The sequence below is a fragment of the Duganella sp. GW821-FHT07F09 genome (genome assembly GCF_059418705.1).
This window is the reverse complement of record NZ_JBWKQJ010000003.1, coordinates 624,096-648,562: the sequence shown is the minus strand read 5'-3', so window position 1 is coordinate 648,562 and position 24,467 is coordinate 624,096. Positions and strand designations below refer to the sequence as shown.

At 64.6% G+C, this 24,467-nt stretch carries 16 protein-coding genes; 6 read left to right on the top strand and 10 right to left on the bottom strand.

Going from position 1 to position 24,467, the window contains the following annotated elements:
* Positions 1–18: 18 nt before the first annotated feature.
* The 3 genes from AC07P1_RS11300 (at position 19) to AC07P1_RS11290 (ending at position 7,320) form a co-directional block, all read left to right on the top strand.
* Entirely contained in the window at positions 19–3,894 is a 3,876-nt protein-coding gene (locus tag AC07P1_RS11300; protein WP_494695893.1) for a beta-galactosidase, read from the top strand.
* Positions 3,891–6,377, top strand: a complete 2,487-nt coding sequence (locus AC07P1_RS11295) for a glycosyl hydrolase 115 family protein (RefSeq protein ID WP_494695892.1) — start codon at positions 3,891–3,893, stop codon at positions 6,375–6,377. Before AC07P1_RS11300 ends, AC07P1_RS11295 begins: the two co-directional genes overlap by 4 nt.
* A gap of 88 nt (positions 6,378–6,465) precedes the next feature.
* Positions 6,466–7,320, top strand: coding sequence for a class I SAM-dependent methyltransferase (locus AC07P1_RS11290; RefSeq protein ID WP_494695891.1), 855 nt, complete (start codon positions 6,466–6,468; stop codon positions 7,318–7,320).
* Between the two features lie 185 nt (positions 7,321–7,505).
* Here the strand turns inward: AC07P1_RS11290 and AC07P1_RS11285 are convergent, their stop codons facing one another.
* The 8 genes from AC07P1_RS11285 to AC07P1_RS11250 form a co-directional block, all read right to left on the bottom strand.
* Positions 7,506–9,065 carry a TerC family protein gene (locus tag AC07P1_RS11285; protein ID WP_494695890.1) on the bottom strand — a complete coding sequence of 520 codons (1,560 nt, stop codon included), beginning with the start codon at positions 9,063–9,065 and terminating at the stop codon, positions 7,506–7,508.
* 77 nt (positions 9,066–9,142) lie between these two features.
* On the bottom strand, positions 9,143–10,546 hold the full coding sequence (locus tag AC07P1_RS11280) for a glycoside hydrolase family 28 protein (protein WP_494695889.1): 1,404 nt from the start codon (positions 10,544–10,546) through the stop codon (positions 9,143–9,145).
* Positions 10,547–10,801: 255 nt separating this feature from the next.
* The gene (paoC, locus tag AC07P1_RS11275) at positions 10,802–13,003 is read right to left on the bottom strand and encodes an aldehyde oxidoreductase molybdenum-binding subunit PaoC (protein WP_494695888.1); all 2,202 of its coding nucleotides are present in this window, start codon (positions 13,001–13,003) and stop codon (positions 10,802–10,804) included.
* Between the two features lie 4 nt (positions 13,004–13,007).
* The gene (locus tag AC07P1_RS11270) at positions 13,008–13,961 is read right to left on the bottom strand and encodes an FAD binding domain-containing protein (protein WP_494695887.1); all 954 of its coding nucleotides are present in this window, start codon (positions 13,959–13,961) and stop codon (positions 13,008–13,010) included.
* Positions 13,958–14,614, bottom strand: coding sequence for an aldehyde dehydrogenase iron-sulfur subunit PaoA (paoA, locus tag AC07P1_RS11265; RefSeq protein WP_494695886.1), 657 nt, complete (start codon positions 14,612–14,614; stop codon positions 13,958–13,960). Before paoA ends, AC07P1_RS11270 begins: the two co-directional genes overlap by 4 nt.
* A 141-nt stretch (positions 14,615–14,755) precedes the next feature.
* On the bottom strand, positions 14,756–15,580 hold the full coding sequence (locus tag AC07P1_RS11260) for a ferritin-like domain-containing protein (RefSeq protein ID WP_494695885.1): 825 nt from the start codon (positions 15,578–15,580) through the stop codon (positions 14,756–14,758).
* Between the two features lie 286 nt (positions 15,581–15,866).
* Positions 15,867–16,931 carry a S66 peptidase family protein gene (locus AC07P1_RS11255; RefSeq protein WP_494695884.1) on the bottom strand — a complete coding sequence of 355 codons (1,065 nt, stop codon included), beginning with the start codon at positions 16,929–16,931 and terminating at the stop codon, positions 15,867–15,869.
* Positions 16,931–19,696 carry a TonB-dependent receptor gene (locus tag AC07P1_RS11250; protein WP_494695883.1) on the bottom strand — a complete coding sequence of 922 codons (2,766 nt, stop codon included), beginning with the start codon at positions 19,694–19,696 and terminating at the stop codon, positions 16,931–16,933. The genes AC07P1_RS11255 and AC07P1_RS11250 overlap by 1 nt, the downstream gene beginning before the upstream one ends.
* A gap of 370 nt (positions 19,697–20,066) precedes the next feature.
* On the opposite strand from AC07P1_RS11250, the gene AC07P1_RS11245 reads away from it, so the two are divergent.
* The gene (locus tag AC07P1_RS11245; RefSeq protein WP_494695882.1) at positions 20,067–20,360 is read left to right on the top strand and encodes a BrnA antitoxin family protein; all 294 of its coding nucleotides are present in this window, start codon (positions 20,067–20,069) and stop codon (positions 20,358–20,360) included.
* A 22-nt stretch (positions 20,361–20,382) separates the two neighbouring features.
* Here the strand turns inward: AC07P1_RS11245 and AC07P1_RS11240 are convergent, their stop codons facing one another.
* Both AC07P1_RS11240 and AC07P1_RS11235 read right to left on the bottom strand, forming a co-directional pair.
* On the bottom strand, positions 20,383–21,273 hold the full coding sequence (locus tag AC07P1_RS11240; RefSeq protein ID WP_494695881.1) for a LysR family transcriptional regulator: 891 nt from the start codon (positions 21,271–21,273) through the stop codon (positions 20,383–20,385).
* A 29-nt stretch (positions 21,274–21,302) separates the two neighbouring features.
* Positions 21,303–22,187, bottom strand: coding sequence for an N-acetylmuramic acid 6-phosphate etherase (locus AC07P1_RS11235; RefSeq protein WP_494695880.1), 885 nt, complete (start codon positions 22,185–22,187; stop codon positions 21,303–21,305).
* Positions 22,188–22,400: 213 nt separating this feature from the next.
* Between AC07P1_RS11235 and AC07P1_RS11230 the strand changes: the two genes are divergently transcribed.
* Both AC07P1_RS11230 and AC07P1_RS11225 read left to right on the top strand, forming a co-directional pair.
* Positions 22,401–23,636 carry a D-amino acid dehydrogenase gene (locus AC07P1_RS11230; RefSeq protein WP_494695879.1) on the top strand — a complete coding sequence of 412 codons (1,236 nt, stop codon included), beginning with the start codon at positions 22,401–22,403 and terminating at the stop codon, positions 23,634–23,636.
* A gap of 241 nt (positions 23,637–23,877) precedes the next feature.
* Entirely contained in the window at positions 23,878–24,405 is a 528-nt protein-coding gene (locus AC07P1_RS11225) for a PRC-barrel domain-containing protein (RefSeq protein WP_494695878.1), read from the top strand.
* Positions 24,406–24,467: the final 62 nt, after the last annotated feature.

The window sequence follows — 24,467 nt, the reverse complement described above, 5'->3', positions numbered from 1 at the left end:
CCTCACTGAAATAGGTCCATGCTGAACTTCACCCGCATCGCTCACAAGACCATCGCCTGCATTGGCGGCGCTACCCTGGCGCTGGGCTGCGCCGCCCAGGAACTGGGCATTCCCCAGGCGTCGGACGCGGACCGCCAGACCAGCCAGGCACGCGCCGGTGCGGCCGACGCGTCGGCGTTCTTGATGGCCAGTTTCAATAGCTCGTCGGACAATTGGCTCAGCCTGTTCTCGTCCACGGACGGTATCACCTTCACGTCGCTCGCTTCCGATGCGTACCGGCCGCCGAGCAAGCTGATGCGCGACCCGGCGATTGTGCGTCACGGCGACGGCTATTATTACGTGCTGTATGCAACGGGCGCCAACAACGCCGAACTCGGCCTTACCCGCTCCCAAGACCTGAAGAACTGGCACTTTGTGCGGAATGTGCCGTTGGCACTGCCGGGCAACGCCCAGGCCGTCGCGCCGGAATGGCTGCACGACAAGGATGGGGCCTTGAAGGCCATCGTCTCGCGCTCAACCGGCGGCAGCTATGTGTTGACGCCGAACGCGGACTTCAGCGCATGGTCGGCGCCGCAGGCCTTGCAAGGTTTGCCGGACAACTATGTCGACACGATCGTCGCCGTCACGGACGGCGGCTATACCGCCCTCGCCCGCAATGGCACCACCGGCCTGATCGAGATGGCCGGCGCCAAGTCGCTGCAAGGCCCCTGGACCGTCGAGAAGCGAGGCGATTGGGCCAACTGGGGCGTTACGTCGGGCGCACATTCGTTGATCAAGCTGCCGAGCGGGCACTGGCGGCTCTACTTCGGCGACGCCGCTACCGGCCGCCGCTGGTATTCCGACAGCCAGGACGGCTTGCACACCTGGAGCGCGGCCAAACAATTAGGCGGCGTGTCCGGCATCATCGGCCAGGCCTCGGTGCTGGTCGAGGACCGCAAGGCGCTGGCGCTGGCCATCAAGCCGAAAGGCCAACCGAAAAAGGTCAGCTGGGACGAACACTCGATGCTGATCGACGGCAAGCGCGTGGTCGTGTGGTCCGGCGAGATCCACCCGTTCCGCCTGCCTAATCCCTCGCTATGGCGCGACGTCATACAGAAGATGAAGGCGCTCGGCTTCAACGGCGTGGCCTTTTACTTCGACTGGGGCTACCACTCCACGGCGCCCGGCGTCTACGATTTTTCGCATGTGCGCAACGTCGAACGCGCGCTCGAGATCGCCGAAGAGGAAGGCATGTACGTGATCGCCCGCACCGGCCCGTACGTGAACGCGGAGCTGACCGGCGGCGGCTATCCCGGCTGGATGTTCCGCAACCGCGCCGAGGCGCGCACCGACGATCCGGTCTACCTGACCGCCGTCGACGAATGGATGACGCAAATTAACGCCATCATCGCGCGCCACCAGATCACCACCGGCGGCGGCAACGTCATCGCCTACCAGCTTGAGAACGAGCTGGGCAAGGTAGAGCCGAAGCACGTGCGCCACATGGAGCACCTGGCCAAGAAGGCACGCGCGGACGGCATCAGCGTGCCGTTCTTCCACAACGCCGCCGGACGGCTGCCGGACTGGACGCCCAAGGATTCGACCGCGCCATGGGCCAATCCCGGCCCGACCGATATGTACGCGTTCGACGGCTACCCCGGCGGCACCTGCAACGTGCACGCCGATCCCTCCGGCCCGAACAAGGCGCCGGACTGGGGCATCTACGGCAAGAACTCGCCGAAGATCGGCGCCCTGTCGTCGCCCAGGACGCCGGGTTTCGCCGCCGAACTCGGTGGCGGCTGGTTCGACTACTGGGGCTCGAACGGCACCTACAATTGCACCGGCGAGCGCCAGGGCACGGGCTATCAACGCGTGTTCTACGGCACCAACCTGATCAACCGCATCACGATCCATAACATCTATATGACGTTCGGCGGCACCTCGTGGGGCTGGCTGGCCGGGCCGGTGGTGTACACCTCCTACGATTACGGCGCGCCGATCTCCGAAGACAGGGGCTTGCGCGCCAAGGCTTTCGGCCTGAAGCAGCAAGGCATGTTGGTCCAGGCGGCCGAGCAGGCGCTGGCGAAGATGGACAAGGGAGCGGAGATCAAGACCTCGTCCGACAAGGTCAAGGTCTACCACAATATCAATCCCGATCTGGACACGCATATCCTGTTCGCGGTCCACAGCCCGTCGGACCTGCTGACGAACGACAGCTTCACCTTCGACCTCACCACCAAGAATGGCAACTACAAGGTGCCGCTGCGCCTGAACGGCCAGGACGCCAAGATGCTGCTGGCCGAATACAAGCTGGAGCGCCATCACCTGGTCTACTCGACATCGGAACTCCAGACGCACTTCGCCAACGGCGACCGCGATATCGCGCTGCTGCACGGCCGCGCCGGCGAACCCGGCGAGACGCTGCTGCGCTACGCCAGCGCGCCGAAGGTGGAAGTCGTCGAAGGCAAGGTGACATCGCGCTACGAGAACGGCGTGCTGAAGCTCGATTATGTGCACGATGGCCTGGCGCGCGTGCGTATTTCCGGCGGCGGCCGCACGCCGCTGCTATTGTTGCTGGCCGACGAGAAGAACAGCATCGCGTTTTGGACACAGAAAACGCCGGCCGGCCAGGTGCTTCAGCTTAGCCCGGCGATGGTGCGCTCGGCCACCCTGGCCGGCGGCAAGCTGGCGTTGACGGGCGATACGACGGCTGCCAGCGATATGCAGATCTGGGGGCCGTCCGTTTCGGCCGTCACCTTCAATGGCGAAAACCTTCCGCTCACCTCCCAGCCGGACGGCAGCCTGCGCACCGTCGAGCTCAAGGGACCGGACGCGGTGAAGCTGCCCGACCTCGGCACGCTCGGCTGGACGCGGCGCATGGACAGCCCCGAGGCGCAGCCGAAGTTCGACGATTCGGCCTGGCTCAAGGCCGACAACCGCACCTCGGCGGCGCAGACCTGGACCATGCCCGAGCGCGGCCAGCCGACCTTGTCGATGAGCGACTACGGCTTCCACCACGGCGACGTCTGGTATCGCGGCCGGCTCGACCTTGCCGACGCCAAGAACAATCAGCTGGAGCTGTTCTACGGCGCCGGTGGCGCCGGCATGATACAGGTGTGGATCGACGGTAAATTCATCGGCCAGCACGAGCTGGACGTGGGCCGTTCCTTCCCCGAGACCACCGACAGCGTCAAGTTCCCGCTCGGCGACAAGCTGGCCAAGGGGCCGCACGTGATCGCCGTCATGGTGCGCAACAACTCGCACAACTGGAATCTGATGGCCGACGACTATCACCGCGAGGCGCGCGGCTTGATCTCCGCCTCGCTGACGTCGCGCGGCGGTCAACGCTACGCCGTGCCGATCGCGTGGCGCATCCAGGGCACGCAGGGCGGAGAGAACATCGTCGATGTCGTGCGCGGCCCGATGAACAATGGCGGGCTGTACGGCGAACGCCAGGGCTGGTACTTGCCGCCGGCTGATGGCAAGACCTCCGGCGCCGGCTGGACCAAAGCCAAAACCGGCGACGCGCCGCCGGCACCGGGAACCTACTGGCTGCGGACGTCGTTCGATCTCGATTTGCCCAAAGGCCACGACATTCAGCTTGGCCTGGCGTTCGGCGATACCACCAAGCCCCGCTCGGAGCGCGAGAACCGCGCGCTGATCTTCGTCAATGGCTGGAACATGGGGCAGTTCATCGCCCACATCGGTCCGCAACGCACGTTTGTGATCCCGCCGGGCATCCTGAACCCGAACGGCGCCAACACCGTCGCGCTGGCGGTCACCACCGACGGCAAGCCCGCCAACGCGCTGGAGCCTGTCAAGCTGGTCAACCTGCGCACGGTGCGCGGTGGCGTGCCGCTGGAGATCATGCCGGGTTCGGTGAATGTCGCGGCCCCGGCCGGCGCGCAACGATGAGGCTCACCGGACCGCTGGCGGGCTGGGCCTGGCTCGCCTTCGCCGGGCAAGCCGGCGCCGGCGAGCTGACGTTGTACCAACAAGGCGGTCCCGTTGCCGCCATCGTTCATGAAGATCAAAAGACCTATGCGTTGGCGGCGCAACTGCTGGGCCGCGACCTGCGGGCGCTGAGCGGCAAGGCGCCACGCATCTCGTCGCGCTTGCAGGATTGCGGCAAGACCTGCGTCATCATCGGCGCCTACGATACGCCGCTGCTGCGCCAGGTCGCCAAACGCGACGGCCTGGATCTGGCGGCGTTGCGTGGCGAGTGGGAACGGCACAAACGGTTGGTCGTCCGCTCCAAAAGACAGAACTACGTATTGATCGCCGGTTCCGACGTCCGGGGCACCGTCTATGGCGTGGTGGACCTGACGCGCGACCTGGGCGTCTCGGCCTGGGAATGGTGGGCGGACGTGACGCCGCGCCGCCTGGCCCGCGTCGCCGTCGGTGACGCCACCGTGTTCTCGCGCGCGCCATCGGTCCAGTACCGCGGCATTTTCCTCAACGACGAGGACTGGGGCTTGCAGCCCTGGGCGGCCAAGACCTACGACCGGAACACCGGCGATATCGGCCCCGCCACCTATGCGCAAATCTACGAACTGATGTGGCGATTAAAGGCCAATACGCTGTGGCCGGCAATGCACGACTCGACCAAACCCTTCTATCAGATCGATGGCAACCCGGAGATGGCGCGCGATTACGCCATCGTGGTCGGCACCTCCCACGCCGAGCCGATGATGCGGAATAACGTGCGTGAGTGGGATCTGAAAACGAACGGGCCGTTCAACTTCTTCACCAACCGCGACCGCATGATCGCCTATTGGGACGAGCGGGTTCAGCAAGTGAAAGGCTTCGAGACCCTGATGTCGGTCGGCTTGCGCGGCGTGCACGACAGCGCCATGGAAGGCGCGAAAACCATACCGGAGGCGCGCGATGGCGTCGAACAGGTCATCGATGTCCAGCGGGGCCTGCTGTCCAAGGCGCAGGGCCGTCCGCCGGAACGGATTCCGCAGGTGCTCACCTTGTACAAGGAGGTGCTCGACATCTACAAGGCCGGGTTGAAGGTGCCGGATGACATCAGCCTGATCTGGCCGGACGATAATTACGGCTATATCAGCCAGCTCAGTACCGAAACCGAGGCGCGCCGCGCCGGCGGCGCCGGTCTCTATTACCACTTGTCGTACTGGGGCCGGCCGCACGACTACTTGTGGCTGGGCACGACGCATCCCTCGCTGGTGCGCGAGCAGATGGAGCGTGCCAGGCACACCGGCGCCCGCAAGCTGTGGGTGGCCAACGTCGGCGATATCAAGCCGCTGGAGTACCTGAGCCAGTACTTCCTCGATCTGGCTTTTGACCACGGTTTGCTGGAGCAGGCGCCCAGCGAGCATTTGCGCGCTTGGATGACACGCCAGTTCGGTGCGGACCGGGCACGGCAGATCACCGACATCATGATGGAGTACTACGCGCTGGCATGGGAGCGCCGGCCGGAATTCATGGGCTTTGGCCAGACCGAGCCGACCACGCCGAACCGGCCGACCGCGTACCTGCAATCGGGCGGCGACGAGGCGCGGCGGCGTCTGGAGCGGTATGCGGCCATTACCGCACGGGCCGAGGCGCTGGCGCAAGCGATGCCCGCCGACCGCGGCGACGCGTTCTATGAACTGGTGTTGTATCCGGTACGCGCGAGCGCCAGCTTGAACGCGCGCATCCTGAAACTGGAACTGGCAAGTTTGCCGGGCAACACCGGCGCCCGCGCCGGACAGTATGTGACGGAGGCCAAGGCGGCGCACCGGTCCATCGTCGCCGACACCGCCGAATACAACGGCCTGGCCAACGGTAAGTGGCGCCACATGATGGACATGGCGCCGCGCCGCCTGCCGGTGTTCGCCGAGCCCACATGGCCGGTATCCGCGGGCGGCGCCTCGGCGGCGGCGACCACCTCGCCGGCGCCGGCAGCCCGGCCCCGCACGGTATCGATCGCCGCATACAGCGCGGCACCGCATCCGCAATGGCAAAGGATCGATGAACTGGGCAGCATGGGGGCGGTGCTGCGCTCGTCGCTGGCCTTGCCCTCCGTCGAGGCGAACCAGGCCGACGCGGCGGCGCCGCTGGTGATCGAGTTCCACACGGATTCCGTCGATCCGGTCGGCCTGAACATCGTCGCCCTCCCCACCCATCCGCTGACGTCGGAAAACCAGCTCAGGCTGGGTTACAGCATCGATGACGGGCCGCTGGCGATACTCGACTACCGCACCCACGGCCGCAGCGACGAGTGGAAGCTCAACGTGCTGAGCAATACGGCGGTCAGGTCGCTGCCGCCTCGGCGGCTTGCACCGGGCAAGCATCGGCTGCGGCTGTATGCGATGGACCCCGGCTTCATCCTCGACCGTATCGATATCATCCCCGATGGCGCGGCACGTTACTACGGCGCGACACCCATGTAGCACAATTGAGCGAGGTCATCGTTCTGCAATATGTCAATGCTAGTCTTGCTCGGCACGCCCCCGCAACCGACCAGCCGGACATCAGCCTATGACTATCGCTGCACAACTCAGAATCTCTCCGCTCCGCGCGCAGGGCGGCGACGAAATCGATTTGCCGTACGCGCCCTCGCCCTGGCGGCTTAAACAATGCAAGCAGACCGGCATTGTTTTCCTGGCCAATCCTCCCGCTTACGAGGAGTTGTCGCGGGATTTCGCGTATGAGGTGACGTTCGAGAAGGAAACGCAGGCGCGCAAGCAAGCCGAGCCTTTGCGCTATGCGATCAGCACCGCGCTGAAACGTTTTCGCGGCCGCATCCTGAAACGCAACAAGAGCCTGACCCTGGTGCAGCGGCTGATACGGGACGCGCGCGGCGCGCGCATCAATGTGCTCGACGTCGGCTGTGGTTGGGGCTCGCTGCTGGATGATTTATTCAAGTCGCTGCCGGCGGAGCTGCGCGGCAAAAGCGTACCGCACGGGATAGAGATCTCGCAAGAGCTGTCGAGGATATCGGATGGCAAGCTGCGCAAGGCCGGAGGACGTTGTGTGCACGCGTCAGCGATGGATGGGCTGGGACATTTTGAGGATGGCTATTTCGACGTCATCATCATGGCGTCTTTCCTTGAGCATGACATCAATCCGCTAGCGGTGCTGGAGCGCTCGGCGAAGCGGCTCAAGCCGGGTGGATCGATTCTGGTCAAGGTGCCGAATTACAATTGCCTCAACCGGTATTTGCGCGGGTCGCGCTGGTGCGGTTTCCGATGGCCGGATCATGTGAATTATTTTACGCCGGAGACATTGAAGGCGACGGCCGAGCTTGCCGGGTTGCATGTGGTGCGGATGTCGATGCTGGATCGCAGTCCGCTTAGCGACAATATGTATGCGATTTTGCGGCGGATGGGGTGATGGCGGGGACGTCAGTGGCCGGAAAATGGGCCGCCGACGGTTGATACATGGCCGATTACGCTGCGCTAATCCGCCCTACGTGTCTTCGTGGCGGCGGACATGGCGTATGAATGAATCAGGAGACACGTAGGGCGGATTAGGCGGAACGCGGTAATCCGCCACAGATCCGCCGACGGCCCAACAATTTATTCGTCGACCGGCGGCGTCGGCTCGACGCGCGTCACCAGCACGGACGCGATGCGCCGCTCCACCACCTCGATCACCTCGAACCGCAAACCGTCGACCTCGACCGCCTCGCCCACCGTCGGAAGGTTGCCGAGCCGTTCCAGCATGAAGCCCGCCAGCGATGTGTAGTCATCGTTCTCGCTGATCAGTTCGTCCGTCTCCAGCACCTGCTCCAGATAGTGCAGATCGGCCGTGCCGGCGACGCGCCAGCAGCCCGGCCCCTGCTCCTGCACATCCGGCTGCTCGTCCTCGTCGGGGAATTCGCCGGCGATCGCTTCCAGAATATCGATCGGCGTCACCACGCCCTGGATGGTGCCGTACTCGTCGGCGATCAGCACCAGTTGCCCGCGCGAACGCTTCAAGGTTTCCATCACCTTCAGCACGCCGCTGGCTTCCGGCATGATGATGGGCTCGCGGATGTGCTCGGGCGGAATCTCGACGCCGCGCGCCAGGTTGGCCATCAACTCCTTGGCGCGGACCACACCGATGATGTTGTCCAAATGCCCCCGGCTGACCGGGAAGAAACTATGCGGCGTTTCCAGGATCTGGCCCTGGATCGTGGCCGTGTCGGCATCCAGATCGATCCACGAAATGTTGGAACGGACCGTCATGATCGAGCGTACCGAGCGTTGGGACAAGCTGAGCACGCCGCTGACCATGTTGCGCTCCTCCTGCTCGAACGCTTCCGGCACCACGGTGGTCGCGGTGTCCTCTTCCTCGCCGCCGGCGGCGACGCGCTTCTTGCTGCCCAACAGGCGCAACACCGCATCGGCGGTACGGTCGCGCAGCGGAACATGCGATTGCCGGCTGACGAAATTACGGCGCGCCAACTGGTTCAGCGCCTCGATCACCACCGAGAAGCCGATGGCGGCGTAGAGATAGCCCTTGGGAATGTGGAAGCCGAAGCCCTCGGCGATCAGGCTCAGGCCAATCATCAGCAGGAAACTCAAGCACAGCACCACCACGGTCGGATGGGCGTTGACGAAGCGGGTCAACGGTTTGGAGGCGAGCAGCATCACCACCATCGAAATGACGACGGCGGCCATCATTACACCAAGGTCGTCCACCATGCCGACGGCCGTGATGACGGCGTCGAGCGAAAATACGGCGTCCAGCACGATGATCTGGGCCACGACGGCGCCGAAACCGGCGTAAACCCTGGACCCGCCCTGGACGTCGTGCACCTTGCCTTCGACCCGCTCGTGCAGCTCGATGGTGGCTTTGAACAGCAGGAAGAAGCCGCCCAGCAGCAGGATCAAGTCCCGTCCGGAGAAGCTTAGCGCGGCAATCGAAAACAGCGGTTCGGTCAGGGTGACCAGCCAGGACATTACGCTCAACAAGCCCAGGCGCATCAGCATCGCCAGGCTCAGGCCGACGAGCCTCGCCTTGTCGCGCTGCTCCGGCGCCAGTTTATCGGCGAGGATCGCGATGAAGATGAGATTGTCGACGCCAAGTACGATTTCGAGAACGATTAATGCAAACAGACCGACCCAAATGTTTGGGTCGAATAGCCATTCCATGCGCTGCTTTCAGTGTTGAGAAGCATGCATTGTAATCCATGCCGGACCCGCGCCCGATTGTCGCGGGTCCGGCCCGACTAGCTTGCGTTGACGAAACCGACAACGTTTTCCGTCAAGATCGGCGCTCCAAGCACCTTCCGGACCTTGATATTGTCGAGCTTGACCGTCCTGACCGGCATCTCGCGCTCGGCCGTCACCCGGCAGACGAAGGCGGCTTCGCCCACCGTGATATTGCCAACATGCAAACCTTCGATCGGTGTCAGTCGGCGCTCGTAGGTCGGCACCAGGTTCTTCCATTGATATAAAACATCGGTTTCCACGCACAGCACGCCGCCGGCGACCTTGGTGGCGCTGACGTTGGACATGTAAATATTGCGTACATAGCCGCCGCGCCGTTCATTGGTCTTAACGTATAGCAAGTTGTTGATCGTACTCGCGGTCGCCGAATCGGCGGCGTCGAAGTGGCAATTATCGACCAGCACGTTCTCGACGCCGGCCGAAAGTTCGCTGCCGATGGCGAGCAGCTGGTGGCCGTTCTTGATGCGGCAATTGCGCATGACAATGTTTTTGGACGGCACGCCCAGCCGCCAGGCGTCACGGTCGCGGCCCGACTTGACGGAAATCGCGTCGTCGCCCTGGTCGAACACGCAATCTTCGATCAGCACGTTTTGGGTCATTTCCGGATCGACGCCGTCGTTGTTGTGGCCATGCGCCCTGATCTTCACGCGGCGGATGACGACATCGCGGCACAGCAGCGGGTGCAACACCCAGAACGGACTGTCCTCGATGCTGACGTCCTCGACCAGCACGTGGCGACATCGGTTGAACTGGATAAACTGCGGCCGCAGGTTGGCTTCGCCCGTGGTCATCTGCCGCTCGCTGACCGGCGCCTCCCTGGCGGCCAGCTTGTACAGCGCCACGAGCGCGTCCATATGCGGTTTCGGGCGTTTGTACCACTCCCGCCAGACGTCGAGCTTGGCCTTGAGTTTGCCTTCGCCGGTGATCGCGACGTTGTCGCATTCGAAGGCGTAGACCAGCGGCGAGTAGTTATAGCATTCAAGCCCTTCCCAACTGCTGAGGACGGCCGGCAGGTAGTCCGCCGGCTTTTCGGAGAACAGCAAGGTGGCGCCGTTGGCGAGGTGCAGGTTGACGTTGCTTTTGAGGTGAATCCTGGCGGTGGGCCAAGTGCCGGGCGGAACGACGACGATGCCGGAGCCGGCCGCACTAGCGGCCGTGATGGCGGCGGCGATGGCGCTGGAGGTTTTGTGCTGGTCGTTCTGGTCGGCGCCGAAGTCGGTGATGGGAAAGCGTGGGCTGGCGGAAAAATCGGGGATGGCGATCGTCGGCATGTCGAACGGGGCGCTGACTTGCACCTGCTGCTGCGGGTGGCGCGGGCCGGACGGCATGCGGGCGCAGGCGCTCAGCAAGGGAACGGCGAAGCCGGCGAACAGCACGGTTCGCCGGGACATCGGGTGGGTCATCGATATGCTCCTGGATTGATTCGGCGTAACGATGGTAGAGCAGCTCCACCATCGTTACGCTTGGCTATGAGAAATACTCATGGCGCTGATCAATCCGGGGTCAGGTCCACCATTTCTACACGGCCTCCGCAATATCCGGGTTTTGGGCCGCTGACGGATCACAAACTGGCGGATTACGCTGCGCTAATCCGCCCTACGTGGAACCACGGGGGAACGACCTCCCCAATCTTGATAACTTTAACAACACTAAGCCGGTTATGCGGTCAGGGGCATCTTTTCGATCAGCTTGTCGAGCGTGATCGGGTAGTCGCGTACCCGCACGCCGGTGGCGTTGTACACCGCGTTGGCGATGGCCGCGCCCACGCCGCAAATACCCAGCTCGCCCACGCCCTTGGCCTTCATCGGCGACGAGATCGGATCGGTCTCGTCCAGGAAAATCACTTCCTGGTGCGGAATGTCGGCGTGCACCGGCACTTCATACCCCGCCAGATCGTGGTTGACGAAGAAGCCGCCACGCTTGTCGATGACCAGGTGCTCCATCAACGCGGCGCCGGCGCCCATCGTCATCGCGCCGATCACCTGGCTGCGCGCAGACTTGGGATTGAGGATGCGACCGGCCGCGCACACCGCCAGCATGCGGCGGATGCGCGTTTCGCCGGTGTAGGCGTCGACGGCCACTTCAACGAAGTGCGCGCCGAAGGTCGATTGCTGGAACTTCTTGTCGAGGTCGCCGTACTCCATGGTGTCCTCGGCAACAATCTCGCCGTCCTGCGCGGCTTGCTGCAACGTGACCGACTTGCCGCCGGCGCGCACCGAACCGCCGGTGAACTCGGCCTCGGCGGCATTCAGGCCGGCCTTCTGCGCGATCGCCTCGCGCAACTTGACGCACGCGGCATACACACCAGCCGTCGAGCTGTTGGCACCCCACTGCCCGCCCGAGCCCGCCGAGACCGGGAAGTCGGAGTCGCCCAGCTTGACCACCACCTTGTCGATGGGCAGTCCCATCATTTCGGCGGCGGTCTGGGCGATGATGGTGTAGGTGCCGGTGCCGATATCGGTCATGTCGGTCTCGACCGTGACGACGCCCTTGCCGTCCAGGCGCACGCGGGCGGCCGATTTCATCACGATATTATTGCGGAAGGCTGCGGCGACGCCCATGCCGACCAGCCAGCGGCCATCGCGAACCTTGCCCGGCTCCACGCTGCGCGCGCTCCAGCCGAAGCGTTCGGCGCCGTTGCGCAGGCATTCGACCAGCCGCCGCTGCGAGAACTTGCGCTCGCGCTTGGCCGGATCGTGCGTAACGTCGTTGATGATGCGGAAGGTCACCGGGTCCATTTTGAGCTTTTCCGCCAGTTCGTCGACGGCGATCTCCAGCGCCATCAAGCCCGGCGCCTCGCCCGGCGCGCGCATGGCGTTGCCTTCGGGCAGGTCGAGCACGGACAGGCGCATCTTGGTCATGCGGTTGGCGCCGGCGTACAGCAGCTTGGTCTGGTTGACCGCCGTTTCCGGTTGGCCTTCGGGCAGGTCGCCCGACCAGCTCTCGTGCCCGATCGCGGTGATCTTGCCTTCCCTGCTGGCGCCGATGCGGATGCGCTGGATCGTCGCCGGCCGGTGCGTGGTGTTGTTGAACATCAGCGGCCGCTGCAACGTGACCTTGACCGGCCGGTTGGCCGCCTTGGCGCCCAGCGCGGCCAGCACCGCCTCGCAGCGCACGAACAGCTTGCCGCCGAAGCCGCCGCCAATGTACGGCGACACCAGCCGCACTTTTTCCTTGGGGATGCCGAGCGTCCTGGCGACGTCGCCCTGGCCCCAGGCGATCATCTGGTTCGAGGTCCACACGGTGACCTTGTCGCCGTCCCATTTGGCGATGGAGGCGTGCGGCTCCATCATCGCGTGCGACTGGTCGGGCGTGGTGTAGGTGGCGTCGATGCGCACCGGCGCCGAGGCGAAGGCGCTGGCGAAGTCGCCGACCTTGGAATCGGCGTTTTCCTTGTCCTTGTGCGGCACGCCCTTGTCCTTTTCCTTGGCCAGGTCGTAGGCGCCCTTGGCGGCGGCGTACTTGACCTGCACCAGCTGCGCGGCCGCCCTCGCCTGTTCGAAGGTCTCGGCGACCACCAGCGCGACGGCCTGGTGATAGTGCTGGATTTCCGGTCCGGCGAGCAGCTTGGCGGTGTTCATCTTGCCCTTGCCCAGTTTGCCGGCGTTGTCGGCGGTGACGATGGCGATGACGCCGGGCGCGCGCTTGGCGGCGGCCAGGTCCATCGAGACGATGCGTCCCTTGGCGATGGCGGCGCCGACCACGTAGCCGTAGGCCGCGTTGGGCGCGGCCTCGTGCTGTTCATACGCGTACGGCGCGGTGCCGGTGGTCTTCAGCGGGCCGTCGATACGGTCCAGGGGCTTGCCGACGAGCTTGAGCTGGTCGATCGGATTGGTGGTGGCTGGAGTGGTGAATTTCATGGCGTCAGGCTTTCTTCGCTTCCGCCAGCACAGATTCTATCGTGCGCTGAACCAGGGTGATCTTGAAGGCGTTCTCGTGGGTGGTCTTGGCGCCGGCCAGCAACTGGGCGGCCACGGCCTTGCCGCCGCGCGGCATGCTGTCGTCGGCGCCCGGCATGCGCCAGGGCTTGTGGGCGACACCGCCCAGCGCGACCCTGCCGGTGCCGTCCGGCAGCACGACGGCCGCCACCGAGATCAGCGCGAAGGCGTAGGACGAGCGGTCGCGCACCTTGCGGTAGAAATGCTTGCCGCCCAGCGGCTTGGGCAAGGTCACGGCGGTGATCATCTCGCCCGGCATCAGCGTGGTTTCGATATGCGGCGTCTTGCCCGGCAGGCGGTGGAACTCCGCCATCGGAATGCTGCGGGTGGAGCCGTCGGGCCGGACCGTCTCGACGACCGCATCCAGCAATTGCATGGCGACGGCCATATCGCTCGGATGCGTGGCGATGCACTCGTCGCTGACGCCGACGATGGCGTGGTTGCGGCTGTGTCCGGCGATGGCCGAACAGCCGCTGCCCGGCGTGCGTTTGTTGCACGCCTGGTTGGTGTCATAGAAGTAAGGGCAACGCGTACGCTGCAGCAAGTTGCCGGAGGTGGTGGCCTTGTTGCGCAACTGCGCCGAGGCGCCGGCCAGCAAGGCGCGCGACAGCACGCCGTAGTCGCGGCGGATGCGCTCGTCGGCGGCCAGGTCGGTGTTACGCACCATGGCGCCGATGCGCAGCCCGCCCTGCGGCGTGGCTTCGATCTTGTCCAGGCCGACGCCGTTGACGTCGATCAGGTGGGCCGGCGTTTCGATCTCGAGCTTCATCAGGTCGAGCAGATTGGTGCCACCGGCGATGAACTTGGCGTTGGGCGTACGTGCGGCGAGCGCGGCCGCTTCGGCGGGCGATTGCGCGCGCTGATAGGTAAAGGCTCTCATGCGGCGCTCCCGGCGACTTCGCTGATCGCATCGATGATGTTGGAGTAGGCGCCGCAGCGGCAGATGTTGCCGCTCATACGCTCGCGCAATTCGGTGGCGTTGAGCAGCGGACGCGCCGTCAAATCGGGGCTGACGTGGCTCGGGATGCCCTGCTTGATCTCGTCGAGCGCGGACACTGCCGAACAGATCTGACCCGGGGTACAGTAACCGCACTGGTAACCATCGTGCTTGACGAAGGCGGCCTGCATCGGATGCAGCTTGCCGGGCGTGCCCAGTCCTTCGATGGTGGTGACCTTGGCGCCTTCATGCATCACGGCAAGGGTCAGGCAGGAATTGATGCGGCGGCCGTCGACGATCACCGTGCAGGCGCCGCACTGGCCGTGGTCGCAACCTTTCTTGGTGCCGGTCAGGTGCAGATTCTCGCGCAGGGCGTCGAGCAAGGTGGTGCGGGTGTCGAGCTCGAGCTTGCGGACTTCGCCGTTGACCTGGAGCGACACCTTGGCCAGCACCGGCGGCGCGCCGGCGGCGCCGTTGGCCACGCCCGCCGTGCCCTGGGCGTTTGAAGCGGATGGCACGGCCGCCGCCGTGGCCGACAAGGCGCCCGCGATCAGCACGTCGCGCCGGGAAATTTTTACTTGGCTTAGGTCGTCCATTGTATTCGCGTCCTGTTGGCTAATGTTTTAAAGGCCTACTCTGGATGAGGCAGTCTCATTAATATTAAGCGCATTCGGAGCGGTTGATTCGCACTGTTGGATCAGGCAATGGAGCCGGTGGTTTAGGCAATCTGACCGGGCTCAACCTCCCATCGCGCGGATCTCGTCCATCGTGAAACCGGCCTGCACACGCGCTTCGACATTGAACGGGCCGCGCAATGCGGGGGCGCGGTAGCGCAAGGCCAGGTCGGCATAGGCGGCGCCCGGCTCCAGGCCGTTCTGGCCGCACAAATACCTGTACCAGCGATTGCCGATCTCCACGTGGCCGATCTCGTCGCGCAAGATGATGTCGAGGATGTGCGCGGCGGGCATATCGCCGGCCTGGGCCAGCTTGGCGCGCAGCGGCGGATTGGCGTCCAGGCCGCGCGCCTCCAGGGTGCGCGGCACCAGCGCCATGCGGGCCAGCACGTCGCCGGTGGTCCGCTCGACCATCTCCCACAAACTGTCGTGGGCGGTGAAATCGCCGTATGTGTGACCTAGCGCACCCAAGTGCGCAACCAGCAGCGAAAAATGCAACGCTTCCTCGTCGGCGACGCGCAACCAGTCGGTGTAATAGCTTGGCGGCAAGTCAGGGAAACGCCACAACGCGTCCAGGGCGAGATTGATGGCGTTGAATTCGATGTGCGCCAGCGCGTGGATCAACATGGCGCGGCCTTCGAGCGTGTTCATCGCGCGGCGTCCCACTTCGCGCGGCGGCACCAGGTCGGGTTTTTGCGGGCGGCCGGGGATGGCGGCCGTGGCCTGCAGGATGGCGGCCGGGTGCGGCGGGCACAGGCCGGCGGCGGACGCTGCGGCCATGGCGGCGACGGCGGCGACCTTTTTGGCCGGATCGGCTTCCTGCAGGCAATGCAGCGCGTAGGCGCGCAGCTCGGTCGGGGCGGATTCGGGGTTTGGGGATGGGTGCATCGGGGCTAGTGAGACTTGCGGGAAAGGCGGCAGTGTACCATTGGGTTGGTGCCGGCATGCGTCGGTGGCGGCTCATGGCCGATTACGGCGTTCCGCCTCTCAAGTCCTCCGGCAGGAGGACGCTCCTTCGATGGGCCCCCGGGGCGGATTGGCGGGCCTTGCCCGCTAATCCGCCCTACGTGTCTCCCGAACGGCGCATCACCCGGGATCACGTAGGGCGGATTAGCGAAGCGTAATCCGCCATCGGCGAGCCGCCCACAGCGCCTGACCGAAGGCCACGCAGGCCCTAAACCACCCCCGGCTCCAGCAACGTCAACGTCTGCTGCCCCGTATCCAGCCGCGCGCGTACGCCAACCGGCATGGTGAACTGATGCCGGATGTGCCCGAAAGAATACCCCGCAACCACCGGACGCGTCAGCGGCAGCAGGTGCTGGTCGACCGTCTCGTCCAGCGACAGCGCGCTTTCGCCCTCGATCCCTTCGCAATTTTCAAAAATCCCCAGCATCACGGCGGCGGCCTTCCGATACCCCTGGCTGAGCTGCAACTGCGTCATCATGCGGTCGACACGGTACGGCTCCTCGTTGACCTCTTCCAGGTACAGGATGGCATCGGTGAAGTCGGCCGCATACGGCGTGCCGGCCAGCGCGCTGAACAGGGACAAGTTTCCGCCGATCAACCGCCCGGTCGCCACGCCCGCATGGATGGTTCGGATCTTATAGTTGGCATGTTCCTCGCCGGCCAGCGCGTTTTCCAGCGACATCGTGATCGTGTAGTTGTCGTGCGGCGTCATCAGCACGTTCCGCATGTGGGTGACGGCGTACTCGGAGAACGTCGACGACGCCACCGGCCCATGAAAAGTCACCAGCCCGGCATGCTTGAGCAAGGCAAGATGCAGGCACGTGATATCCGAATAACCGATCAGCACCTTCGGATGGGCGCGTATCAGCCGGTAATCGATGTGTTCGAGCAGCGAGATGCAGCCCGAGCCTCCCCTTATCGCCCACACCGCCTTGATCTCCGGATCGAGAAACATGCCGTGCAAATCATCGAGCCGCTGCTGGACGGTGCCCGCATAGTTGCCGTAGACATAGTGGACGTTGTTGCCGACACGCGCGCGCAAGCCCAGCGATTCGATATTGCCTACCGCCTTCACCAGCGCCTCCTCGTTGGTATGCCCGCCCGGCGCGATGATGCCGACCAGATCGCCCGGCAGCAATCTGGCAGGTTTAATCAGACGCATGGTTTTCCTCCGCCTGGACGACGGCTCGGCGGCGGCCGCCGTCGCGCCCGTTGCCAGCGCGGCGGCGGCCAGCAGGTTGCCGAACCGCCGCCGGCTGAATCCCCCGGACATTACAGGAACTTATACTTCAGCAAGACGCTGAGCGAGCGGCCGCGCGGATCGGCGACACGCGGGTCCCAGCCGGCGCCCACCACTTCGTCGACGTTGTGCGCCGTGAACGGCGGATCGGTGTCGAGGATGTTCTGGATGCCCACGGTGATCGTGGTGTTGCGGATGCCACTGTAAGTGGCCGACAGGTCATACTTGGTATAGGCCTTGACGTTGGGATTGAATCCCGGCGGCGGCGCCGACTTGCCCGCGTTCGGCAACTGGTCCTTGTAGCCGGTGCTGTAGTTCTGGATCAGCATGGCGCTCCAGTCGCCCTTGGACAGGCCGATGCTGGCGTTGTGCTTCCAGCGCAGATACAGGTCGCGGGTGTAGAAGTTTCCCACGTACTCCTTGTACTCCTGTCCTTCGAACTCGGCGAACTTGAAGCTGTTGGTGTAAGTGCCGTCGAGACTGAAGTTCCAGTTGTAATTGCTGACTTTTCCTTCGCCGCGCAGGCTCAGATCGGCGCCGCGCGTCTTGGCGCCGGCGGCATTGATCCAGCCGGCTTGGACATAGGCGATGGTGCCGTCCGGATTGCGCACGATGTTCTCGGATAGCGCCGCCGCGTTGGCCAGCACCACTTGCGGCGTACGGTTCAGGATACGGTTGAGCGTGTTGATGGCCCAATAGTCCAGCGACGCGGAGTAGCCCTTGACCGGCTCGACGACGACGCCGAGGCTGCCCTGCTTGGAAGTTTCCGGCTTCAGCTTGGTGTTGCCGCCGGTCAGATACTCCAGGCGCGGAATGGCGCAGAAAGCCGGATTGCCGGGATTGGCCGGGCAGCCAATCGGGTCGATGATGCCGTTCGGCAGTTCCTGCAGCAGGCTGCCGGAATACAGTTGCGTGAAGCTCGGCGCCAAGAAGCCCTTGTTGGCAGAGCCGCGGAACAGCAGCGAACTATTGGGCTGGTAGCGGAACGACACCTTCGGGTTGGTGGTGTCGCCGAAGACGCTGTAGTGGTCGCGCCGCACGGCCAGTTGCACCTCCAGCTCCTTGGTGACGGGCACCAGCAGCTCGGTGTAGAAAGCCTTGATGTCGCGCGTGGCTTCATTCAACGCCGCGTTGCCGGGCGCCAGCAGGATCTGCGTGGCGTCGACATCCTGCGCGAAGCTGTAGCCCTCGCGGCGCAGGTCGAAGCCGACCGCCATCGACATTGCTCCCGCCGGCAGCTGCATCACCTCGCCGGAGATGTTGCCGTCGATCTGGGTCAGTTTGGTCTTGCCGTGCTGCAGCGGTCCACGATAACGGGTGGAGTCGATCAAGGCGATCGCCTCTGGCGTTTGCGACTGTCCTGGCGTCAGCCATGGATTGATGAGGCCGGTGCCCAGCGCGGCGTAGATCTTGCTGGTGTAGCCATAGCCGTCCAGCAAGCGGGTCTTGGTTTTGCTCTCGCCGTGCGACACGCCGGCGCGGTAGTCCCACTTGCCCAGCAGGACGCCCTCGGCGCCGAGCAGCAGGCGGGCGTTGTCGGTGACGTTCTCCTGCTTGCGGTAGCCCCAGTCGTTGGCGCGCCATTTGTACGAGATCGGCTTGGTCTTGTCGAAGGTGGAAATGTACGGCGACAGGTCCTGGTAGTAGGCGCCGCCGACCGGATAGACGCCGCCGTTGGCGATGGTGGTCGAGATCTGCACCGGCGTCAACTCCGAGGTGGCCTTGGTATGGCCGTACAAGGCCTCGACGAACACCTTGTGGTCCGGATTGATCTGCAAAGTGCCGCGCGAGACGGCGTTCAGGCGCTCGACCGGGAAGCTGATGATGTAGTCGGCGCCGTAATCATAGGCGCACGAGTAGGTGCTGCGGCTGGCGGCGGTGACGTCCTTCCATAGCGCGGTCTGGTACTGCGACATGCCGGGAATCGAATCGCACTTGCCCTGGAAGCTCAGCGGGTTCGCCTGCAAATAGGTGGTGCTGTCGCCAGGCATCCTGAAGCCCGCGCCCAGCGCGGTGCCGGGGCCGTTGAGCTGGTTGGCGAAAGGCGTGCCGGTGGTGTCCGGCGACAGGCCGCGCGCGGGCTGGAAGCCGTTGGCGAACGAGCGCTCGCGCGAGCTCAGCTTTTCGTCGTTGTCGTAGGTGACGCTGCCCATCAGGTTGTAGCCGTCGGTCTGCAGCGAGCCGGTACCGCCGAGCAACGACAAGCGGCGTTTGGCACCGCCGCCTTCTTCGGTGAAGTTGCCGGTGTAGGATGCCTCCAGGCCGCGATAGTCGGTGCGCAGAATGAAGTTGATGACGCCGCCGATGGCGTCGGTGCCGTAGATGGCCGAGGCGCCGTCCTTGAGGATCTCGACACGGGCGATGGCGCCCAGCGGGATCGCGTTCAGGTCGACCGACTTGCCGCTGGCGCCGTAAGTGGCGATGCGGCGGCCGTTGAGCAGCACCAGGGTGCTGTTGGGACCGAGCCCGCGCAGCGACGCGTACGAGGCGCCGCCGCTGACGCGGTCGGCGTCGGCGCCGAAGACGTTATTGCCGGAAGTCATGTTGTCGGCGCCGGTGCCGTTGGCCGACAGGGTGCGGATCAACTGCTCGGTGCTGGTGATGCCCTGCTTTTCGATGGTGTCGTAGTTGATCACCTGCACCGGCAAAGCGCCCTCCTTGGCCACCCGCTTGATGCTGCTGCCGGTGATTTCGACCCGTTGCATGCTCGGTTCGCCGCTTTGCGCCAGCACCGGTGCCGATGCCGGTGCCACGACACCTATCAGCGCAATCATGTGCGCCAGTTTCTTAACCTTCACGGCCTCTCCCTTTGATGTGCCTGCGATCTATCGAGCTTGGCGGTTGGCGGCGTCATTGCGCCGCGCTGTCCCGCCACCCCAGATTAGCCGCTCGACTTTGTCGCCATCCAATGAAAATAGCTATTGAGGTTATAACTTTTAGTCATAAAGTGAGCGGCGCAGGAGGAGGATGCCAACCGGGCCCGATTTGCGGAATGGCATTTGTATCATTTTTGCCACGAAGTAAATAATAAAGTGCAATCGTATTCCCTGCCAGCAGGGACGCCTTTAAATAAACGTATACACAAATATAGCTTGACCAGCCAATTATTTGTATCTACGATTATTCGCATGGACATCGGATTCGACCACTTGAGAGAGGTAAAACGATATGCCGAAGCTTAAAGCGGGGACGGTGGTCCCTACCACGGAAGAGGACGCCGCCATCACCAAAGCGGCGATGCAAGATCCCGACGCCAGGCCCTACACCGACGAAGAATGGGCCGAAGTGATGCCGGTTCGAGGACGTGGCCGGCCGGCCGGCAGCGGCACCAAGGTAGCGACCAACATTCGTCTTGACCGCGATCTGGTGGAGGCGTTCAAGGGAACGGGCGACGGGTGGCAAACCCGCTTGAACGACGCGCTGCGTGATTGGGCGAAAACACATCAACTGCTGAGGTCTTGATCGACCTTCAATGGGTGCTGCTCTATTCGAGCAGCGCCCGGGCGGCAGTGGCGATGCTGTCGGCCAGGCGGCGGGCGCCGTGCGATAGCGGCGCGTGTGCTGGCGTCAATAGATAGAGCGGGATGGGAATGGCGGGCGACCAGGGCCGGCTTTGCAGGCGCCCGCGTCCCGAGGCGGCGGTGAAGGGATCCACCACCGCCATGCCGCCACCCGCCTCCACCAGCGAGCGGGCGATCTGATAAGTTTGCACCACGGTGTGAATGGAGGGCGCGATGCCTTGCGCCTCGCAGGCCGCCTCCACCTGTGCGCCCAACGGATCGTTGTCGGTGTAGCCGATCAGTTCGCCCCTCAGGCCCGACGCCGACAGCGGTTCACACTCCTCCGCCGCCGACCAGCTGCCCGGCGGCGCGATCACCGTCATCACCCCTTGCGCGATCGGTTCGGCGATGATGCCGGGATGGCGCGGGTCCTGCAGCGACAGGCCGAGATCGGCCTCGCCGAGACGCAGCGTGTTAATGATCTCGCTGGTGTGGTGGGTCGCCAGCTCGCAACGGGTATCGGCGAAGGCGCGGCGCCACTCACTCATTGCCTGCGGCAGCACGCTGACGGCGATCGTCGGCGTCGCCACCAGGCGGATGGTTTCCACCGTCCGGCTTTTGAGGCTGGCTGCGAGGCGGCGGATGCCTTGCAGTTCGCGGTGCAGCTTTTCCGTTTCCGCGAACAGGCGGTGCGCCTCCGGCTTGGGATACAGCTTGCCGCGCACCCGCTCGAACAAAGGCATGCCCAGTTGCAGCTCGCAATGCTGTAGCACCTTGGTGACGGCCGGCTGGGAAATGTGCAGCACCTGCGCGGCGCCGCTGATGGTGCCGACTTGCATGATCGCGTGAAATACCTCTATGTGCCGTAACCGCATGGTTCCTCTTTCAATAACGCATCTTCCCGCTACTGTAGCAGCAGCGCGGCGCGCACACTGCCTGCGCTGCGGTCGAGCAAGGCCTGCGCCTGCGGTATCGATAATTGCTTGAGCAAGGCGACGATGGCGACTTTCACGTGGAAGCCGCATTGTTCCAGCGCCGCGCGGGCGCGGGCCTCGTCGGCGCCGGTGGCGTGCATGGTCAGCGCGACGGCGCGCTGGACCAGCTTGGAGTTGCTCGGCTTCATGTCCACCATCAGGTTGCCGTAGACCTTGTGCAGGCGAACCATGATGGCGCTGGAGATGGTGTTGAGCACGATTTTCTGCGAGGTGCCGGCCTTCAGGCGGGTGCTGCCGGAAATGATCTCCGGCCCGGTGTCCAGGGTGATGCCAAACGCCGCCCGCAGCACCAGTGGCGCGCCCGGATTGTTGGCGATGCCAACGGTAAGCGCCTCGCTGGCGCGGGCGGCCTCCAGCGCGCCCAGCACGTACGGCGTCGCACCCGAGGCGGCCAGCAGCAGGACCACGTCCCTGGGACCGGGGCGCAGCGCCGCGAGGTCGGCGGCGCCCTGGCCGGCATCGTCCTCGGCGCCCTCGACCGCCTGGAACATGGCGCCCTTGCCGCCGGCCAGCAGCGACAGCGCCCGTTCGTGCGGCCATGAAAAAGTGGGATGCAGCTCGACGCCGTCCAGCACGCCAAGCCGGCCAGAGGTGCCCGCGCCCACGTAAATCAGGCGTCCGCCGGCGGCGATGCGGGGCACGGCCGCCTCGACGACGGCGCAGATCTGCGCGGCCGCATGGCGGACCGCCGCGATGGCGTTGAACTGGTCGGCGATCAGGGTCTCGACCAGGTCGGGCACCGGATATTGGTCCAGGGCGGCATGTTCCTGGCTGGGAATTTCGGTTCTGAGCATCGGCATGCCTCGATGGGTTCGATGCTGTCAGTGTAATCGCCAAACGCGGGCTTGAGGCATGAAACGTTGCCGGACGCGCATTCCTAAAGGTTATGGTGGCAGCGCCGGTTTTCATTGGCAACGGGGCGAAGGCCACGTTATTCTGTGCCGCATCCAGCCCGGCATGCCGCCGGCCATAAGAACAATGTTGTTGTCATCGGGAGACAGTAAACGATGAGCGAGATCGTCGTCATCGGCGGCGGCGTGGTCGGCCTGACGTCGGCCTGGTGGCTGGCCGAGGCGGGCTTTCAGGTGCGCCTGGTCGAGCGCGAGCCGCAGGTCGGCAGCATGGCCAGCTACCGCAATGGCGGCCAGCTCAGCTATCGCTACGTGGCGCCGCTGGCCGACGCCGGTGTGCCGCTGAAGGCGCTGCGGTGGTTGTTGCAGCGGGACGGGCCACTGCGTTTCCGCCCCGAGGCCGACCCGCGCCAATGGCGCTGGTTCCTGCAATTTCTGCGCAGCTGCAATGCCGACGCCAACCGCCGCACCACCGCCACCTTGTTGCAACTGGGCGAACTGAGCCGCGATGCGATGGCCGAACTGTCGCCGCTACTGCCGCCGTCCGAGTTCGCCTGGCGCGACGCCGGCAAGCTGATCGTGTATCGCAGCCGGGAGCCGTTCGAGCGCGCCGCCGGGCTGGCCGCCGCCGATGCCGAGATCTTGTCGCCGGCCGCCACCGTGGCGCGCGAACCGGCCCTGGCGGCGCTGCACGACGTGCTGGCGGGCGGCATCTTCAATCCCGGCGAGGCGGTGGCCGACTGCCACGCCTTTTGTCTGGCGCTGGAACTGCGCCTGCGTGCACATCCCAATTTTGTTGGTGTCGTCCACGCCGATGTGCACGCCTTGATGGTCGAAAGCGGCCGGGTGAGCGCGCTCGACACTTCCGTCGGCCGCATGGGCGGCGATCATTATGTACTGGCGGCCGGCATCGACAGCCGCGACCTGGCGGGGCGCGCCGGCATTTACCTGCCGTTGTACCCGCTGAAGGGCTACAGCCTGACGGCGCCGATACGCGCGGTCGACCGCGCGCCGGAAATCAGCGTGACCGACTTCGAGCGCAAGGTGCTGTACGCGCGCATCGGCGGCCGCCTGCGGGTGGCGGCCATGGTCGATCTGGTCGGCGCCAAGCTCGTCGTCGAGCGTCGCCGCGTGCAGGGTCTGATGCGGCTGGCGAAGGAAGCCATGCCGGGCGCGGCCGACTACGACAACGTCGAGACGTGGGCCGGGCTGCGTCCGGCCACGCCGGGCGGCGCGCCCATCATCGGCGCCACCCGCTACGACAACCTGTGGCTCAACGTCGGCCACGGCGCGCTGGGTTTCACGTTCGCCTGCGGCACCGCCAAACTGCTGGCGGGCGCGCTGCGCGGTGAAACCCCGCCGTTCGCGCTGGACGGCCTCGGTTCCACGTAGGGCGGATTAGGCGGAACGCCGTAATCGGCCAATGCGTGAGCCGTCGGGACGCACACATGGCCGATTACGCTGCGCTAATCCGCCCTACGTATTTCCCGTACGGTATGTTCCCCAGTAACTCATCCCCGTCCTACATCGACACCGCACGCGCACCTATACCTCTACCGTCGCGCTGGACGCATGATGAACCTTGTTCCCGCGGCATATATGACGGGACTTGTTCAACCAATTGGAGACCATCATGAGCTACCTAGACCGCGACACCTATGGCATTTATACCGATACCGACAACGAGCTCGATATCAACAGCGGCCCCGGCCCCCGCCTGATGGGCGCAGACACGCTGATCGGCGAGGATGTCTACAACCGCCAGGAAGAAGACCTGGGCGATATCAAGGAAATCATGCTCGACATGCGTCAGGGCAAGGTCGCCTACGCCGTGCTGTCCTTCGGCGGCTGGCTGGGCATGGGCGACAAGCTGTTCGCCGTGCCTTGGGAGGCCCTGCAACTGGACACCATCAACAAGCGCTTCCTGCTGGACGTGTCGAAAGACCACCTGAAGAACGCGCCGGGCTTCGACAAGGATAATTGGCCCGATATGGCCAGCGCCGAGTTCAGCACCCAACTGCACAATTTCTACGGCACCCAGCAAGGCGCCCTCGGTACCCGTACCGCCAGCGGCAGTGTGATGGGCGCCGGCAGCTCCAGCCTGCAAAGCGATCCGGGATACGGCAGCAGCCGCGGAGGCTCCGGCAGCGGCAACCTGTAATTGTTGAGGGGACAGCACGATTGCATTCTGTCCAACACAATTCCCATCGCCAAGGTATGCTT